Annotated in this window: 22 protein-coding genes; 18 read left to right on the forward strand and 4 right to left on the reverse strand. The window is 35.9% G+C overall.

The window, feature by feature from the left end:
* Positions 1-42: 42 nt before the first annotated feature.
* Entirely contained in the window at positions 43-1,404 is a 1,362-nt protein-coding gene (gene pdxR, locus H0173_RS06175; protein WP_221845470.1) for a MocR-like pyridoxine biosynthesis transcription factor PdxR, read from the forward strand.
* 80 nt (positions 1,405-1,484) lie between these two features.
* On the opposite strand, the gene H0173_RS06180 is transcribed toward pdxR, so the two are convergent.
* Both H0173_RS06180 and H0173_RS06185 read right to left on the reverse strand, forming a co-directional pair.
* Positions 1,485-2,111: a hypothetical protein gene (locus H0173_RS06180; RefSeq protein WP_221845471.1), complete on the reverse strand. Its 627-nt coding sequence runs from the start codon at positions 2,109-2,111 to the stop codon at positions 1,485-1,487.
* Positions 2,112-2,242: 131 nt separating this feature from the next.
* The gene (locus H0173_RS06185) at positions 2,243-2,449 is read right to left on the reverse strand and encodes a hypothetical protein (RefSeq protein ID WP_221845472.1); all 207 of its coding nucleotides are present in this window, start codon (positions 2,447-2,449) and stop codon (positions 2,243-2,245) included.
* A gap of 305 nt (positions 2,450-2,754) precedes the next feature.
* On the opposite strand from H0173_RS06185, the gene H0173_RS06190 reads away from it, so the two are divergent.
* From H0173_RS06190 to H0173_RS06215, 6 genes are all read left to right on the forward strand, one after another.
* Entirely contained in the window at positions 2,755-3,480 is a 726-nt protein-coding gene (locus H0173_RS06190; protein ID WP_221845473.1) for an ABC transporter ATP-binding protein, read from the forward strand.
* Positions 3,464-4,225, forward strand: a complete 762-nt coding sequence (locus H0173_RS06195) for an ABC transporter permease (protein ID WP_221845474.1) — start codon at positions 3,464-3,466, stop codon at positions 4,223-4,225. Before H0173_RS06190 ends, H0173_RS06195 begins: the two co-directional genes overlap by 17 nt.
* A 79-nt stretch (positions 4,226-4,304) precedes the next feature.
* Positions 4,305-4,886: a PadR family transcriptional regulator gene (locus H0173_RS06200; RefSeq protein WP_221845475.1), complete on the forward strand. Its 582-nt coding sequence runs from the start codon at positions 4,305-4,307 to the stop codon at positions 4,884-4,886.
* A 192-nt stretch (positions 4,887-5,078) separates the two neighbouring features.
* Positions 5,079-6,134 (forward strand): LLM class flavin-dependent oxidoreductase, encoded by a 1,056-nt coding sequence (locus H0173_RS06205; RefSeq protein WP_221845476.1) that lies wholly within the window; start codon positions 5,079-5,081, stop codon positions 6,132-6,134.
* A gap of 167 nt (positions 6,135-6,301) precedes the next feature.
* A complete protein-coding gene (locus H0173_RS06210) occupies positions 6,302-7,774 on the forward strand; it encodes a protein adenylyltransferase SelO (RefSeq protein ID WP_221845477.1) in 1,473 nt (490 codons plus the stop codon).
* A gap of 80 nt (positions 7,775-7,854) precedes the next feature.
* Positions 7,855-7,995, forward strand: coding sequence for a hypothetical protein (locus tag H0173_RS06215; protein ID WP_221845478.1), 141 nt, complete (start codon positions 7,855-7,857; stop codon positions 7,993-7,995).
* Positions 7,996-8,036: 41 nt separating this feature from the next.
* Here H0173_RS06215 and H0173_RS06220 read toward each other — a convergent pair whose 3' ends face one another.
* On the reverse strand, positions 8,037-8,948 hold the full coding sequence (locus H0173_RS06220) for a hypothetical protein (protein ID WP_221845479.1): 912 nt from the start codon (positions 8,946-8,948) through the stop codon (positions 8,037-8,039).
* Between the two features lie 236 nt (positions 8,949-9,184).
* Here H0173_RS06220 and H0173_RS06225 point away from each other — a divergent pair, with 236 nt between their 5' ends.
* Complete coding sequence (locus H0173_RS06225; protein WP_221845480.1) at positions 9,185-10,081, forward strand: carbohydrate kinase family protein; 897 nt, start codon at positions 9,185-9,187, stop codon at positions 10,079-10,081.
* A 45-nt stretch (positions 10,082-10,126) separates the two neighbouring features.
* A complete protein-coding gene (locus tag H0173_RS06230; protein ID WP_221845481.1) occupies positions 10,127-10,906 on the forward strand; it encodes a CPBP family glutamic-type intramembrane protease in 780 nt (259 codons plus the stop codon).
* Between the two features lie 121 nt (positions 10,907-11,027).
* On the opposite strand, the gene H0173_RS06235 is transcribed toward H0173_RS06230, so the two are convergent.
* A complete protein-coding gene (locus tag H0173_RS06235; protein ID WP_221845482.1) occupies positions 11,028-12,245 on the reverse strand; it encodes an MFS transporter in 1,218 nt (405 codons plus the stop codon).
* A 143-nt stretch (positions 12,246-12,388) separates the two neighbouring features.
* Here H0173_RS06235 and H0173_RS06240 point away from each other — a divergent pair, with 143 nt between their 5' ends.
* The 9 genes from H0173_RS06240 (at position 12,389) to H0173_RS06280 (ending at position 18,291) form a co-directional block, all read left to right on the forward strand.
* On the forward strand, positions 12,389-12,946 hold the full coding sequence (locus H0173_RS06240; protein WP_221845483.1) for a helix-turn-helix domain-containing protein: 558 nt from the start codon (positions 12,389-12,391) through the stop codon (positions 12,944-12,946).
* A gap of 223 nt (positions 12,947-13,169) precedes the next feature.
* On the forward strand, positions 13,170-13,565 hold the full coding sequence (locus tag H0173_RS06245; protein WP_221845484.1) for a hypothetical protein: 396 nt from the start codon (positions 13,170-13,172) through the stop codon (positions 13,563-13,565).
* Between the two features lie 523 nt (positions 13,566-14,088).
* Entirely contained in the window at positions 14,089-14,529 is a 441-nt protein-coding gene (locus H0173_RS06250) for a cell wall hydrolase (RefSeq protein ID WP_221845485.1), read from the forward strand.
* 267 nt (positions 14,530-14,796) lie between these two features.
* On the forward strand, positions 14,797-15,681 hold the full coding sequence (locus H0173_RS06255; RefSeq protein ID WP_221845685.1) for an alpha/beta fold hydrolase: 885 nt from the start codon (positions 14,797-14,799) through the stop codon (positions 15,679-15,681).
* A 341-nt stretch (positions 15,682-16,022) separates the two neighbouring features.
* Positions 16,023-16,232 (forward strand): hypothetical protein, encoded by a 210-nt coding sequence (locus tag H0173_RS06260; protein WP_221845486.1) that lies wholly within the window; start codon positions 16,023-16,025, stop codon positions 16,230-16,232.
* Positions 16,233-16,413: 181 nt separating this feature from the next.
* Positions 16,414-16,731, forward strand: coding sequence for a hypothetical protein (locus H0173_RS06265; RefSeq protein WP_221845487.1), 318 nt, complete (start codon positions 16,414-16,416; stop codon positions 16,729-16,731).
* Positions 16,732-16,774: 43 nt separating this feature from the next.
* Complete coding sequence (locus H0173_RS06270; RefSeq protein WP_221845488.1) at positions 16,775-17,029, forward strand: DUF1292 domain-containing protein; 255 nt, start codon at positions 16,775-16,777, stop codon at positions 17,027-17,029.
* A 215-nt stretch (positions 17,030-17,244) separates the two neighbouring features.
* The gene (locus tag H0173_RS06275; protein WP_221845489.1) at positions 17,245-17,742 is read left to right on the forward strand and encodes an LURP-one-related/scramblase family protein; all 498 of its coding nucleotides are present in this window, start codon (positions 17,245-17,247) and stop codon (positions 17,740-17,742) included.
* 294 nt (positions 17,743-18,036) lie between these two features.
* Positions 18,037-18,291 (forward strand): zinc ribbon domain-containing protein, encoded by a 255-nt coding sequence (locus H0173_RS06280; protein ID WP_221845490.1) that lies wholly within the window; start codon positions 18,037-18,039, stop codon positions 18,289-18,291.
* Positions 18,292-18,415 lie beyond the last annotated feature (124 nt).

Below are 18,415 nucleotides of genomic sequence, written 5' to 3' on the forward strand. Positions count from 1 at the left end.
CCAAATATAAAAAGTTGAACCATACCAAAAAGGAGAAAACCAATGGAATTGCCGATTTATTTAAAACAAGGAAAATCACTTTATAGACAAATTTACGAACAAATTAAAATAGCTATTCTTAATAAGACCATTAGTCCTGAATGTAAACTTCCATCGAAACGGCAGCTTGCCACTCATCTTGGAGTAAGTATTCATACGGTCAGAGAGGCTTATGAACAGTTATTGGACGAAGGTTATATTGTGAGCCGCGAACGTTCTGGGTATTTTGTTTCCGCATTTGAGGAAGAATGGCAGCACATTACAGAGAGGAAACAAATCTATGAATTTGAACCTATTACTAATCGAAAAATAAAGATCGATTTTAATTCTGGCCATGTAGATACTGCCAAATTTCCATATCAAATCTGGAAACGTTTCATACGTTTATACACTAACGAAGGCAGCTTAGACAATAGTCCATGGCAAGGGGAATGGGCATTACGAAATGAAATTGCTAATTATGTAGGACGATCACGTGGGGTGCATTGTGGAGCAGAGCAAGTATTTCTATATAGCGGAACACAAATGCAGTTACAAGATGTTTGTCAGTTTTTTGGCTCAGAGCTGAAAATCGGGATGGAGGAACCGGGGTTTATCCGAGCAAAAGCAGTATTTTCGAAGCTTAGACAAAACGTTATTTCTATACCAGTAGATGATCAGGGTGCGACTATTCCTGATGGCAAATTAAATTTACTATATACCACACCTGCACACCAATTTCCTCTAGGGATGGTCATGTCACTTGAAAGACGGATAGGACTATTAAATTGGGCTCAAGGACATGAAAGTTTTATCATCGAAGACGATTATGACTCCGAATTTCGATATAACGGCATGCCGATTCCATCTTTTGCACAGCTTGATCAGCTCCAGCGTGTCATTTATTTTGGTACATTTACAAAATCTTTAATTCCTTCTATTCGAATGAGTTATATGATTTTGCCTGCAGCTTTAGTAGAGGCTTTTGAAAAATTCAATGAATACCAAAAGTCAACGGTTTCCCGTATTGAACAGCTTGCAGTGGCTGAGTTTATGAGAGAAGGGCATTATGAACGTCACCTGGCGAAAATGCGAACGGCTTACCGGAAAAAGCATAAAGCATTATTGCAAGCAATCGATACATTTTTGCCTACCGACTTTGAGATCATCGGTGAAAATTCAGGCTTGCATATTCTTCTAAAACTTCCTTCACGCCTAACCGAACAGGAAGCAATTCAAAAAGCACTTGAAAAGGAAATCCGAGTATATCCAGCATCTGTTTCCTATACGGAGCAGCCAAAATCAAACATGGTCATTCTTGGATATGGGGGACTAACAATCGAACAAATTAAAGAGGGGATTATCAAGTTGGCACAGGCATGGTAGGGACAAGGGAACGGTTCTGCTGTCCCACCTAGCTGCATTTGGGTTAATACGGGACAGGGGAAACGTCCCTCTGTCCCAACCTAAAATTCTTTATAAATAGTCAATCCTTTTGTATCGATCATAGTAAGCCGGTTAGTTAAGTCATCAACCCATATGATTGAATTGTCGGTTGCTTCAATATAAACACCGCTGGCAGAATTTCCGTTTGCATTTATGATTATAATACGGTCACCGAGATTAAATTGAGTAAATGGAGAAAAATCTACAGTACTTATCGCTTCAAACTGATTATGCATCTTTGTCATATGTGCAGCTTCGGATTCATCCGTTTTTTCTATCATTTCTGGCAATGTTTGATTAAATGATTGTGTATCAGCATCGTATACTTGATTGTTATTGTTTGCTTTTACATAATCAAAGAATTCTCTTTGATTATGGGATAATGTTTGAATATGCCTTTGTAAATCATATAGAGATTGATTAATCGTTCCAAGCCAGGAAAATTGACTTTTTCGGTTTACATAATATTGATTTTGCTGATTATGCCAGTTGATTAACATCTGTGCAAGAGCTTGGTGGTATTGATGTAATAATTCGATGAAAGGTGATCTGACACAAATACTCTGATTACTAGAGTTTGGCTGATGCATATCATAATTTCTATACAAATCATCAATATGTGAAGAAAAATAAACTTGATTTACCATAGGGAACTCTCCTGAGTTTAAATGATCTTTATGTATTATTAATCTATGACATTCGCACAGTAAGGTGATAGGGTATATGCCTATTGTAAAAAGGCCAGGAAGGGCTTGAATCCCTGCCTGACCTCTTAGTATTAAACGATTTTTTGAACTGTGGAGCCTGTTAGATCTGTTACGAATAGAGTTGGAAGACCAGCAAATGGGCCAGTTGTTCCTAACGCAACCCATACAAGTTGTAGACCTGACTGACTGATAAAAATCCCTTGTGTATCAACTGGTGCTCCTGATGGTCCTGTTACAGCGATACGATCACCAAATACTAAATTTAGGTTTGTTGGCATATAAATTCACCTCCTTGTTTTTCTAGTTATATAAGATGCAAAAGGAGGTAAGAAGGGACAGGCATTCAACTATTGTTTCATCCAAAATTATAAAAATGATGAAACTGTCGCATATTTGAATCCAAAAAATAACACTATTTTGTAATTGAAAACAGTATTCAGTGGATTATGGCATAAAAAATTACTGTTGCAATCATTATTTTTTGATGGTATATTTTTCATATGCTCAATATTCAACGTTGAGTATTTAATTTTAACTAAAATACTCAACGTTAACTATTCAACAATAAAAAGGAGGAATTAACATGTCTAATCGGCTAATTCATGCAATAGGTTTAAAAAAACAGTACAATTCAGGTCCTGCCGTAAATGGTATAACTATCTCTGTTTTTGAACAGGAAGTTCTAGCTATTATTGGTCCAAATGGTGCTGGGAAATCTACAACCATTGAAATGATCCTTGGATTAAGAAAACCGGATGAAGGAGAGGTCTTTTATTGGAGTGAGGATTTTCGTAGATCAGTTGGCGTACAGCTTCAAGCAACACCATTTTTTCAAGGATTAACAGCATTAGAAAATCTGCAATTATTTGGTGCTTTTTATAAGAGGAAGATTTCAAAAGATGAAAGTATGAAGTTACTTAAACTTTGCGGTCTTGGAGATGTTTGTAAAACAGAAGCATCGAAACTTTCCGGCGGCCAGCAAAAACGGTTAGCCATTGCAATAGCGTTAGTTCATGATCCTAAGGTCGTCTTCTTAGATGAACCAACTGCAGCATTAGATCCTCGTTCACGAAGAGAAATTCATGAGCTGATGATGAAGTTGTTCGAACGGGGAACGAGTGTTGTATTCACCTCACATGATATGGATGAAGTATCAAAACTGTCTCATCGAGTGGTTATGATCGATAACGGGTCTGTTATTGCTGAAGGATCTCCTGATCACCTATGTAGGGAGTATTGTGTTCCAAATCTTGAAGAATTATATCTTCATATCACTAAGGGAGGCATCGAAAATGAAAACCATTTTTAGAACGATGATGGTTACATCATTAAGAGATAAAATTACATTGTTTTATTCAATTGCTTTGCCAATTGGATTGTTAGTAGGGCTGGGGTATTATGTTGACAACGAGTCTTATATTCCCACTTTACTTACTGGGGTAATTGCACTTAGCTCACTTTTCTGGGGTGTATCAGGGATTGCCTTTCAAGTTCATTGGCAACGAAGCAGGGGGGTATTTAAGCTGTTGAAATTAACTCCGTATCCGATCATCGGCTTTATATTTTTGTTAACAGCCGCTAGAACTGTGCTGGGAATTGCGATTAATCTGATTGTGCTATTGGTGGGCATTACGGTGTTTCATGTAACAGTTGCAGTATCGACTATATTCATCATGCTAGGAGTCAAGTTATTAGGCACTCTTTGCTTTACTCTTTTGGGCTATTCCATCTCAAATTTTGCAAATAATGAAGCACAAATAAATATTATTTCTAACCTATTTTTCTTTCCGATGATTTTTGGAACAGATGCTTTTTATTCCATTACCAATGCACCAGATTGGGTTGTCACAATGGGCAAAATGTTTCCGCTAGGCTATTATGTTCATGGATTAAGGTCCGCACTAGGTACTTCTAATGAATCTATCGTATATTCAATTATTATTCTAGCAATCTACACTTTTGCTCTATTAATTCTAGCAGCTGTCACTTTTAAGTGGGAAGCGAATTCCACAGCGATTAAATTGAAAAAGTTGAAGGGAAAGAGTGCTGCCTAGTCATCGTGAAATATATATGATAGAATATTTTTTATCATTATATATTCAAATTTGACTAATTAAGCTTGAGGTGTAGTGAATGGTTCGACTAATCATATTAGGAATGTTAAAAATGAGGCCATTATCCGGATATGAAATTCAGCAGGTGCTTCAAATGTCACAAACTGAAGTATGGGCTGGGATATTACCGGGGTCTATCTATCATGCACTGAAGAAAATGGATAAAGAAGGGCTAGTTGAAGTAGATTCTGTTGAACAAACTGGACATCGAATTAAAGCCATTTACAAAATCACAGAAAAAGGACAGCTGGAATTTCTTGAGCTTCTAAAGACAAGTCTAAAAGAGAAATCAGTTGGTTTACCAGGTACACTTTATGCAGCTATTTCATTTTTGCATGAATTGCCGGCTGAAGAAAAAGTTGGAGCGTTAAAAGAGCAAATAGAGCTACTGCAAAAGGAATTGGACTTGTTGAAAACAGGATTATTAGTGAAGGAACAGCATGTCTCCCTAAATGAAATTGCCAAACTTCAGTTTGAAAATATGTTTTCACATTACCATTTGCAAATTGATTTTCTTGAGAAATTAATTGCCATACTGGAAAAAACGGATGGGGAGCAAGCAGACTCAATCACGCAAGACTTTCAGAAATACTTTGAATAGTTTTTTTAACCTGGATCCTTTCCCTACGAAAGGGTCCTGTTTAAGCTAAAATCAATTATTTTATTATACATCAAATAAAATGATAAAATAATACTGGTTTTTCCAAAATTTGATTAAATTTATGAAAATACACATGATGAAAAATTATAGAACGGGGGAATCGTCACGCTTTCCCAAAGGAGGAAATGGAAGTTGGAAATAGGAATTAGTACGTTTGTCGAAACGACTCCAGATGCAAAAACAGGCGAGGTATTTAGTCATGCCCAGCGGATTCGTGAAGTAGTTGAGGAAATTGTTCTTGCAGATCAGGTAGGACTGGATGTATTTGGAGTTGGTGAGCATCATCGTGAGGATTTTGCGGCATCTTCACCGGCCGTAATTCTAGCTGCTGCTGCTTCAAGGACAACGAATATTCGCCTCACGAGTGCGGTGACTGTATTATCTTCGGCAGATCCTGTTCGGGTGTTTCAGGATTTTGCAACCGTTGATGCCATTTCGAATGGACGTGCGGAAATCATGGCAGGACGAGGTTCATTTATTGAATCCTTCCCGCTGTTTGGTTATGATCTGAAAGACTACAATGAGTTATTCGAAGAAAAGCTGGAGCTATTATTAAAAATTCGGGAATCTGAAAAAGTAACATGGAAAGGCGGGCATCGCCCTGCTATTCATGATCGTGGTGTTTATCCGCGACCCGTTCAAAATCCATTGCCTGTCTGGATTGGCAGCGGCGGAAATTCTGAATCAGTTGTTCGTGCCGGATTACTTGGATTGCCTCTTGTTCTAGCGATTATTGGAGGCAGTCCAATGCATTTTGAGCCGCTTGTCCAGCTTTATAAAAAAGCTGCTGCACATGCAGGACATGATTTATCAAAGTTGCCTGTTGCTACACATTCTCATGGATTTATTGCGGAAAATTCGGAACTGGCAGCGGACAAATTTTTCCCTTCTACACAGCAAGTGATGAATAAATTAGGACGAGAGCGTGGATGGGCACCGTATACAAGGGCCACCTTTGATGCGGCACGAAGTTTTGAAGGCGCTCTTTATGTTGGAGATCCGGAAACCGTTGCAGAAAAAATTATTCATTTAAGAAAAAATGTCGGCATTACGAGGTTCATGCTGCACGTCCCAGTAGGCACGATGCCACATGATGATGTTATGGGGGCCATTGAGTTATTAGGAAAACAAGTGGCGCCAATTGTACGGGAAGAAGTAGGCAGATGGGAAGCGGAATTAGATAAATAGGGATAATCATTAAATGTAATAGAGGCATAATTTTTGTATTCGGCTAGAATATAGAAGTAGGGTTATATTCAAGTGGGCAGTGAACATGTCCCTTATTCGAATATGGAATTAAGGTTAAATAATCACGAGGGACAGTGTACCTGTCCCTCAGTCCCAGGGGGGATTAGATGTCAAATATTATAGATCAGGGTAAAGCTGGATGGAATTTTGATAACAGTTATTCGAGGTTACCGGATACATTTTTTTCAAGGCTAATGCCGACTCCTATACGTGCTCCAAAGTTAACGATTTTAAATAAGCAGCTGGCTGAGACTTTGGGTTTAAAAGCTGAGGAGCTTTTAAATGAGGAAAATTTATTTGTATTTGCGGGTAATGAAACTCCTGAAGGCGCAGAACCGCTTGCTCAAGCTTATGCAGGTCATCAATTTGGGCATTTTACCATGCTTGGGGATGGTCGAGCAGTGCTACTAGGTGAGCAAATAACACCAAATGGCGAACGGTTTGATATTCAGCTCAAAGGTTCAGGCAGAACACCTTATTCACGTGGTGGGGACGGGCGTGCCGCATTAGGACCGATGCTTCGAGAGTATATTATTAGTGAAGCCATGCATGCGCTTGGAATTCCGACAACACGAAGTCTAGCCGTGGTGAATACCGGAGAAGTTGTTTTACGGGAAAATGCTTTGCCGGGAGCTATTTTGACAAGGGTGGCTGCCAGCCATATTCGTGTGGGAACATTCCAATATGCAGCAAATTGGAGGCCAGTAGCTGAACTGCGTAACCTTGCAGATTACACTATAAAGCGTCATTACCCAGACCTGGAAAATCATGAAAACTCATATCTTGCGCTACTTCAGGAAGTCATTAAACGACAGGCATCCCTAATTGCTAAGTGGCAGCTAATCGGCTTCATCCATGGAGTAATGAATACCGATAATATGACGATTAGCGGAGAGACGATTGATTATGGTCCTTGTGCATTTATGGATACTTATGATCCAGAAACGGTATTCAGCTCCATTGACAGGCATGGACGATATGCATATGGCAATCAGCCGATAATTGGAGGCTGGAATCTTGCTCGTTTTGCAGAAGCCATCTTGCCACTATTGCATGAAAATGAAGAAGAAGCTGTCAAAATAGCCCAAGATGAGATTTCGAAATATACTAATTTGTTTAAAGCAAATTGGCTTTCAGGTATGCGTGCAAAGATTGGATTATTTAATGAAGAAAAGGAAGACGAAACACAAATAGAAAATCTTTTAGATATGATGAAGCAGCATAAAGCTGATTTTACAAATACATTCAAAGCGTTAACCGTAAATAAAATGGAGGATACTTCTCTATTTATCAGTGAGGAATTTGTTCAATGGCAAAAATGGTGGAGGGAGCGACTTGAGCGGCAGGATGAATCAATGGAACGCTCCTTTGAATTGATGCGTAATAGCAATCCGGCTGTTATCCCTCGAAATCATCGTGTAGAAGAGGCGTTGGAAGCTGCGGTAAACGGGGATTTAACCGTAATGGAGCAGTTGCTTAATGTTTTATCAAATCCATTTGATTATACACCTGAACAGGAAGAATATTGTAAACTGCCTGCACCTTCTAACCACCCATATCAAACATTTTGTGGAACCTAATGCTATGGCAACAGGTTATTTTTCAAAAATAGTCGCAAACTAAAAGGGTGTGTTATTTCAACTTCAAAGGAGGGTTTAAGGTGACAAAGAACAAGCAAACACCATCAAGCCAAGTTGATCAGAAGAAATTATTAGATGACAAAGTTGAAGCATCACGGAAGAACAATTTCGAGGATGACCATGTTCGAAAGGTTACAACTAGCGGAGCACAAGGCCAATAATAATGTTTTCGCGGGTACTTATTCGTACCCGCGATGTGTATTTACTCGATAAACATAAAAGTACTTTTCACTAACTGAAAATCTAAACACATTTGTTCGAATTCCTTATATTCAATGCTGTTCTGACGATCCGCATACTGGTTTTCACTTACTGGCAAAATGGCATAAACAACCCCGTTTTTAACACCTAATTTCTGGTAAAGGCTTTCTTCATAGCCATCCTTCCATGTTTCCTCTTTTATTTTCTCAATGCTAAAAAGAGTCCGTTCTGGGATGGATTTATTTTTTGGTACATAACTGAATATTAAGTTGCCATTCTTCTCAACAGTACGGTATTTTGTATCCCAAGCAACTGGTATTGAAAATGCATACTCAGCCGTACGATAAATAAATAATTGTCTCTCGATATAAGGTGTTCTTTCCCAAATACTAGCATTTTTCATTTCAGTCTTATCAATAAACCAGTTATTATTTATTTTTTTTACTGTCACGATTGCGCTCTCTGTCCCAGCTGAGCCAGTTGAGGTTGCAAGGTGAAACTCGACCTTATATGAGAATGTAGTTGGATTAATTTTCTTTTCATTAATAATTTTATATTTACTTACCCAAGGGCTAGAGGTTCCAGTGACCCACCCGTTTTGAATAAAATACGAATCTGTTTTTTGTTTTAATGCAGGTGAAAAAAGAGCAAATTGATAAGCGCCATTACGAGTAGATACCGCATCTCCCCATTTATTAATCGCATCTTTTGCACTTTTTGCAGCAACTGCATTTTCTAATAGTGATACTTGCAGTGTTAATCTGTCGATTTCATTCCGGTTAATCTCCGTTGCTTTATTTTGAGCTATGTTGACATGTGTAATTTGTTTTGGTGTTTCATAAGCATAGGCTGCACTAGTCAGCATTGCTAAAAGAGCTGCCGTCCCTGTAATAGATACCCATTTTTTTTTCATTTCGTATTCCTTCTTTCAAATATGATCTACTTCATCTTATAATCCGTGATGAAGAAAGTCGTTAAGGAATCATGTAAAAAAGGTTACAAAGAAGCAACAATAGAAAAAGCAATCGACCATTTTAAAAAATTCCAATTAATAATCCTGCAAATTAGGAAAAAAGTAGTGAGCTTGTACAGAAAAAAGTCTATATTTATATTAGTTCACATTTACAACACGAAAGAAGGAATACGGATATGGGAAAATCAGGGGTGATCTCCCTTGGCGAAGTTTTTGTCGATATGATCTCACTTGACAAAACCAATACAAAGTTTCAGCCGTTTATTGGCGGGGCTACAGTTAATTTAGCTGTTGGGGTTAAGAGACAGGGGATAGATTCGTGTTATCTCTGTAAGTTAGGTAGAGATGAGACAAGTGTCTTTGTAGAAGAGGCGTTCAATCATGAAGGAGTTTGTCTTGATTACGCAGTACATTCAGATACAAAGAAGTCATGTGAAGTATATGTACACCAAACAAATAATGGAGATCGGGTGTTTCATTCGTATGTCAATCCGACACCTGATGAGTGGCTCACAGAGCAGGAAGTAGGAAAAATCCCTTTTCAGTTCGGGAAGATATTTTATTTTGGTTCGGGGACATTGTTTCATGAAACTGCTTGTGAAACGACTAAAAAGGCACTCTTGTATGCAAAGGAAGAACAATTATTTATAGGCTTTGATGTTAATATTCGTTTAAAACGATGGGATAGTGAAGAACAATGCCGGAAAACGATTTGCTCATTTTTGTCTCAAGCCCATCTCGTTAAAATGGCAGAAGAAGAATTGCTTTTTTTAATGGATACAGAATCATATGAAACAGCTATCTCTAGAATTAATCAATTTAACATTCCTTCTCTTTTTATTACAAAAGGATCAAAAGGGGCATGTGCTTATCACAAGGATCTGGAGGTTTGCATATCAGGATTAGACGTTGATGTAGTGGATACAACTGGAGCGGGTGACGCCTTCATGGCATCATTGCTATGCTCTTTTCATGAAAAAGGAGAGCCTTCGTCCTTTTCACAGCTGGAGAAATACTTGCACGATGCTAATAAGGCTGGAGCAATTGCGACAACCAAAATGGGTTCTTTATAAAATTAATCATGAAGTTTTATAGGATTGGAGATTATAAGTGTATTTATGAAAAAATTTATTATCGGAATTAGCGGATTTTTAGTATTGAACATATATTTCAATGGAACTACACATTTTCTCTCGAATAGTGTTGTTCAGTTTATTTGTCTCCTATTATTTTTTCCAATTGCTTCTCTTATAGCAAGACTTAACGGACTTCCGGGACTAAAGGGACTGGGCTTTTTTAAAGACCGAAATACACTAAAACACTTTTTTGTTAGTTTCGGCATTGGCTTTAGCTGTTGGGCACTCATGTACATTATATATTGGCAGATTGGTAAGTTTCATATTACCGGTGTAAAAACAGGAATGGATGCTTTTATGACTATAGTTCAGATCATGGTCGGTTTTTTCCTGGGTTCATTGATCAATGATTTGATTACAAGAGGCTATATCTTAAACCTTTTAAAAGGTAAACTCCCATCGATTGTAATTGCCATCATTAGTATCATTATTTATTCTCTTGATGATTTTTGGAATGGGGACCTTACCTTTACGAATTTTGTTTTTTCTATTTTTTTGGGCTGCTCTCTAACCTATGCTTTTCTTAAAACAGGTTCTGTTTGGGCAGATACCGGATTACATTTTGGCTTGAATGTAGCTTATGGGTTAATCTATGGGCTTTCCGGGGAATACGGAGGTGGACTCATCCTCACAGAAAAAGGTGAGATTAACTCAATATTAAATAATTTTGTCGTATTAACTGCCGCGTTGATGATATTCGTGCCGGTGTATTTCTATTATCGAAATAAGATAAGTCGAAGTTTTCCCTACTCATTCAAGTGAAGGCTAGAGCATTAAAAACCCCATTTTCTCACAGAAATAAATGAGAAAATGGGGTTTGTTTTTGAGAAAATATTTATGGATTATTTTCATCCTTTTGGAGAAAGTCCATCTTTAAAAGAAATTATATACTTGATGCAGTATTCCCATTTGAGGGAAGAGTGGATTCATTTTTAATTTTCACCCTGAAAGTTAAAAGCATTAGTATTACTAAAATAATTAATAACGCAAAAAATGCATAGTTATAGTTGTTTGTGATATCTTTTACAATTCCTACAAACATAGGGGTGATGCCGCTTATAATGTAACCGCCGAATTGGATCATTGCTGTCCATTGACTCGCTTCTCTTGGTGTCGATGTTGCATCTAAAGGAAGAATCATGGCCAGTGGAAACAAACCTCCAGCACCTACTCCCATTAAGATAGTACTAATAATCGGTGAAGTTACTCCCGTTAGTAGCAATATGATCCCAATAAAAGAACTTAAAGCACTTAGAATAATCCATGGTCTTCTATTCGATTGCTTATTAATTAATATAGGGATGATAAAACTGATCATCATCTGTGTAATTGAAAAAATGGTAGCAATTGTAGCTGCATACGAGGCGCTATAACCGATTTCTTGTACTTTTGGAGCTAACCAGGTTGCAAGAGAATAATAAGTACCAGATTGAAGCCCAAATATAATCATTAGCAGCCAAACATATCGATTTTTCCATGGAAATTGGCTTTGCTGCTGGATTTTTATTTGGCTATTTTCTGATATATTTTTAGATTTTTTTATAATAGGTATCCAAACGATTAAGCCAATTACCGCGAATAATGCCCAAATCGATAAAGCTGCGTTCCAAGAATTATGAAAAGAATGCATAATAGGAACAACCATTCCAGCACTTAAAGATGCACCAATTCCCATTCCAGCTGAATAAACACCGATCATTGATGATGAAGATTTTGGGAATTGTTTTTTAATAAATCCAGAGATAAGTGGGCCTGTGATGGCAATCCCAATACCTGCAAAAACTGCAGTCATTAATAAAAGGAAAGGAACGGTTGCAACGAGGCGCAATGCTGTTGAAGCACCAATTAAAAATACGGATATTGCAATTGTTAACTCAATTCCCCACCGATCACTAAGTTTTCCAGCAATGGGAGCAAAAATACCCATACAAAAAACAGGGAAGGCAGTAAGCAAGCTTATTGAAGCACTAGACATATGCAGATCTGCTTGAATATTTTTTAAAACTGGTGAAATCGAGGTAATTGAAGCGCGCAAGTTCATGGATACTACAAACAGTGCAAAAACACTCCAAACCATGAACCAATTTCTTGATTTTTCCATTAAGAATACTCCTCTGTTTATAAATCTTGATTTGTATTTGATATACTATAGTTAATCATTTATCTAATAATTAATTATAATTAACACATTAGTAAACTATAGTATACTTTTTGTGTGATATCAATAGGGAAGGTGTGAAGAATATGGAGGAGGAACATATTGATTTATCAGGTCAAGTCGGAATTAACCTAAGAGAAATACGAAAAAACAAAAAAATTAGTCTTGATGAGCTGGCGAAAATATGTGATGTTAGCAAATTAACGTTAGGAAAAATTGAAAGAGGAGAAGCAAATCCAACCATTAATATTCTTTGGAAAATTTGTAGAGGATTAAAAATTCCACTCGCTTCTTTATTAACTTTCGAAGAAGATACCGAAGTGTACCGATTCCAATCAAATCACCATTTTGCTGGTCAAAATCATGATTGGTTTATTGATCCACTATTTAAAGCGTTTGGCACAGTTGAATGGCATAGAGCTTGCATTGAGCCAAATAGTGAATATAGTGAATTTCATTTAGCAGGCTCAGAAGAAATCGTTCTAGTATTAAATGGACAATTGGAAATGCAAATAGGCGGGGTAGAACATCAATTAAATACGTGGGACGTAATAAAATTTAAAGGGGAAGAACGCCACACATACATAAACCGTTCTGATGAAAAAGTCTATTTAATGCTATCTCTCACTTATTCTACACCATAAACAAATACTAAAATGTTAACTTTATTATACATTGTATTAAGTTTAATACTTGAAACTATGAATTTACTATTATTAAAATTATCTCTTTCAAAATTAGTGCGTTTCTACAATTAGTGGAGACGCCTTTTAAAAAGCAGGACGGTTGACGAAAAAATTAGAACAAAAGGAGAAATAGATGAATAAAGTGTTCGGCATGTTTCTGTTATTAATAGGAAGTTCTCTTATGGGGTTTAATATGGATAACAATTACATAGGTAATATCCTAATAAGAATGATTGCGTGTATATTTTTCTTTATGGCAATTAAGAAGTTTAGCAATAGAGTTAACCCTATTTCAGAACTAATGCCTTACAGAAAAGGAGATCATTCTATTCTTTGGGTTACAGATGGGGAAAGTGGTATAAATGAAATGCCAAGCATTTTTAATTCTGTAGGTAAAGTAACAATGATAACAAATTTGATTTCGACAAATGAAAGATACCCACAATTAAAACTCGAAAAATGCCCTGTATTCGTTATATTTGATAAAGAGGGATTAGTGCTAAAAACCTACAAAAAAGATGAAGCAATCCAATATTTAGAAGAAAAATATGAAGGGGATTTGTTCAAGAAGGATTAAAACATATTCTTGATGAAGTTATTGAATCAATGAGAATGTAGGGTGGTTTAGTGCTGAATTTTTTAATCATTTCATTTTCTTTTTGCATTTCGGCAATTTTATCAGTTCTAATATTAAAAAAGACAAGCAACAAATGGATAAGCATGTTAGCAGCACTTTTTTCTAATACTCTTATTCTAGTAGCAACAGCGTGGATTTTATATAGCATGGATGATGAAGCAAAAATATTTGGTTTTGGGCATTCAGGCAATTATGTTTTTATATTTGCCATTCCCATCATATCCTGGTTCAACTTTTTACTGCTTCAATTTCAAAAAATAAGGAAATAAAGAATTAAAAGCTGTTTATTTTCTCAAATTTGCTATACGAGTGCTGGTTCTTTTTAAACTTTCGCGCAATATAGTTTGAATAAAGGCAAAAAGAATGTTTAGGTAACATTAAACATAAAAACAGGCATTCTTATTTTATTTACAAAGGTCATGAATGTAGGCTTTTTTTCATACTATGTTATGGAGGTGGTAAAATGCCAAGAGTAGCTTACCGAAGTGCTGACGTTGACTTAATGGCAAGGATGATGAGAGCAGAGGCTGAGGGTGAAGGAAATCAAGGAATGCTCTATGTTGGGAATGTTATTGTTAACCGTCTAATTGCAAATTGTATTGATTTTAAGAATTTGAGAACAATTCGACAGGTTATTTTTCAAGTACAAGGAGGAAATTATTCCTTTGAGGCAGTTCAAAAAGGCAATGTATTTTATCAAAGAGCAAGAGAGTCTGAAAGAAGATTAGCAAAACAGAATTTGGATTATTGGAGAAGTCACCCGGCAAAATATGCCCTTTGGTACTTTAATCCATATGCTCCGTGTCCTCCAACATGGTACAACCAACCTTTTACGGGTCAATTTAAACTACATTGTTTTTATGAGCCAGCTCCTGGAACATGTGACACTGTTTATAGCGGATAAGAAACTGAGTGTTATATGAAATACCTGAATATTCATAATACTAAAAGAAGATATTCGTATTAACATTATTAAAAATCTAATTCTAATATGAGCTTAAATCATAATAAAAATGAAAGAGACAAAAATGCAAGTTTTTTTAACAACTTGCGTATTTTGGCTCTTTTTTCATACATAAAAGTTACTGTCTTTTTAATAAAGGTAGAATGGGAGGATAAACATTACAAATATAGAATAATATTCAAACTGGTATTAAGGAGGATTAAGAAAATGGATTTGGTTTACTGGGAGAAAAACTTCATACAAACATCTAGAGGAGGATTTGAATTTTTTACACAAGGAAGCGGTGAACCTCTTTGTATTACTCATTTATATAGTGAGTTTAATGAACTAGGCTATTATTTTGCAGATGCTTTTACTAAGCATTTTAAAGTGTATTTGATCAATTTAAAGGGAGCTGGCAACTCTCTAAGCGTTACCTATGACGATGAACTTAGTATGAGTGAAAGTGTGAAAGATTTAGAGGCAATTAAGGAAGCATTAAGTTATAAACAGTGGAGTTTTGCAGGACATTCAACAGGTGGAATGCTAGGGCTGGTATATGCTTTAATGTATCCGCAGTCACTGGCAAAATTATTAATTGGTGGTGCTGCATCATCTAAGAGGTATATGGAATACGAAGGAAGTATATATTGTCCAAAATCACCATTAAATAAAAAATTAAAGGAGATTTTCTCAATACTAAAATCTCCAACTACAACGAAAGAAGAGAAAAGAGAAGCTAGTAGAGAATGGACAAATATGTCATTATACCGTCCTGAAAGATGGGATGAATACTTCTCCAAACCGAGCAGCGGGAAAGTTGTACAAAAAAGATTAGACTATTATTCATTTAAAGACCTGCCCAATTATGATATTCAAAGTGAACTGCCAAATGTGACAATCCCCACGATTGTGTTCTGTGGTAAACACGATGCCCAATGCCCACTGATATTTTCTGAAGAAATCAATGAAGGGTTGGAAAATTCAATATTGTATATCTTTGAAGAAAGTAATCATCTTCCTTTTTTAGAGGAGAAAAATAAATTTGAAGAAATGGTATCAGAATTTCAGAGCTTAACCTTAAAAAGTATTAACTCATTTTCATTAAGATAAATGTACCGAAGCTCAAACGTATAATGATTTGCAAATACGAGATTTTTTAACGGGAAAATTCTAAAAAAAGCCGTGGTAGGTAAGGTTTCTAACCATAGCCCCGAGCTATTAGCCATTACTAGTAAAATAATTAATGTTTATTAAACTGTAAGCTTAAAAGTACATTAATTCAAAAGTTTTTGGCGATCCGTCAGCCTTATTATCTTCAATAAGGCATCTTTCATTTGTTTAATTGTGTACAAGTTCATGATATAATAAGGAAATTGCGATAATTGATTCACTATTGAACGGATGCGAAAGAAAAGCCTCCGCCTAGCTATAATATATGGAGGTGTATGTGAATGAACAAACGATGGTCGATTGGTAAAATTAAAGAATTTGTTGAGAAAAATTCAGAAAGCAAGCTGCTTTCGACTGAATTTCATGGTTTTTCCCAAAGTTTACTGTTTGAATGTGCTTGTGGTAACAAATTCGAAAAAACCTTTACTAAATTTAAAAATAATCACCAACGTAAATGTGACGTGTGCCAGCCACCAAAAGCGTCACGTTAATGAAAAATTGTTGATGTTTTATTAAAACTAATATGGGCGTTGATCTATGCTGGATCAGCGCTCTATTTATGCGTTAAAGAGTAGTGGTATGTGGCGAATTACAATTATATTTTAAAAAAACGATTATTTTTTAATGAAATACGAAAAATACATTGTAATAGGCTAAGTAAGGAGCGACAAGATGCCACGAAAAACTGCACAATCCAATGAAGGTTCGGATGAGGAACTTATTATCCATTTGCCGAATAATCAAAACACCAAAGATGAAATTGGTAACCTTTCTCGAATGTTAGCAGCAGTGTTGGAATATTTGTCAGATGAAGAAGTAGATGAAATTGATGTCGAATACATATTGGAAAAGACAGAAGGACTCCGAGATTGGTGGAATGAATATCGAGAAAGCAACAGGAAACGAATTGAGGAGGAAATTAAAAAATCTCTAGGTGATCTTTCATTGGAAGAACTTAAAATAATTCGAGAACAAATAAAAGATAAGTAAATTATCGTCAAATTAACCTATTACAAAAGGAGAGAAATGTAACATGAAAAACATAAAAGAAGGCGAAATCTTTAAAAATGATGCGGGCGAAGAAATTGAAGTACTGGCAGTCGTAAATATAGAAGGCTCTGAATACGTTGCAGTCGCCTTTGTCGAGGATCTTCAAGAAGAAAACGAGGAAGAAATTGATATTTTCTTTTTAAAGGTCAATAAGGATGGAGACTTCACGGCTATTGAAAGCGATGAGGAATTTGATAAAGTTTCTTCAGCTTTTGATGAAATCATGCAAGAAGACTAATACTTAATAGGACGAATTAGGGATTCTTCAGCCTTGCTTATGCAAGGTTTTTATTTTTTTAATACGTACTTACCATATTAAAATTTTCTTACATTCGGTCTGATTTTTTAGTTATGTTTATTATTGACCGTAAATTATTATAGAAGAAATTAATCCTCTTTTAAGACTGACAATAGTATAATTTTTGTAATATGCTATTTCAAAGGAGGCATCGTATGAAGCAGCTTTATATAAAACAGAAGGTATTTAGTCTAGGTGGCAAATTTACAGTAAAGGACAAAGAGGAGAAGGATGTTTATTTCGTGGAGGGCAGTTTTATGCAAATTCCAAAGACCTTCTCCATTATGAATACAGCAAGAGATGAGGTTGCTCTTATTACGAAAAAAGTGTTCAGCTTTTTACCGAAGTTTTTTGTTGAGGTAAATGGCCGCGAGGTATTAACGATTAAGAAAGAGTTTTCCTTCATTAAAGCTCGCTATACAATTGATGCAGCAGGTATTGAGGTAAAAGGTAACTGGTGGGATATGGATTTTCAAGTATTACAACATGGTGAAGTTGTCGGTAAAGTGAGCAAGGAGTGGTTCACTTGGGGAGATAGCTACAGGGTTCAAATAGTGGATGAAAAAATGGAGGCCATTATGATTGCACTCGTTGTCGCAATTGATTGTGTAAAAGCAGACAATTCAGCTGCTTCCTCAGCGGCAACGATGTAATGTAGGGACGTACCAGATTAAATGTTGCTTGACATCATTAGATTATCAAAAAAATGACATTAGAAAAGTGGGGAAATACATTCAAATTCCCTGCTTTTTTTATGGGGTTTATATATAGAATTAAATATTAGGAAATGCGTGGTGTTATCAGAATAGTATGATTATGAGGTGAACTGAATAGTCATTATATTAATAATGATAATATAGTGTTATTTTTACAGTGTTAATAACCTTCAAAAATTAAGAAAATTATTAAGATTAGGGCAGAATGAATAATAGTGAGGAGGTCCAATAATGAAAGAATATAAAAAATGTCAAAGCTGTTCAATGCCAATAAAGAATGTGGAAGATCGAGGTACTGAAAGAAATCAAGAAAAAAGCTTAATGTTTTGTAAGCATTGTTACCAAGAGGGAGAGTATACACAAAAAAACATATCAGTAGAGGACATGAAGGAATTTGTAAAAGACAAATGTATTGAAATGGGTGTACCAAAATTTTTAGCAGGCATGTTTGTAAGAAATTTAGATAAGTTAGAAAGGTGGAAATAGAACATACTGAGAATATTTGATAAAGTAATAATATACCTTTGCTAAATACATAACTTAAGAATAGTTTCTATGGACAAACAGAGTATAAGGTAATTAGAGCATAACTCTTGCTTATAATGAATTT

Source organism: Bacillus sp. S/N-304-OC-R1, assembly GCF_019749375.1.
Classification (GTDB): Bacteria; Bacillota; Bacilli; order Bacillales; family Cytobacillaceae; genus Cytobacillus.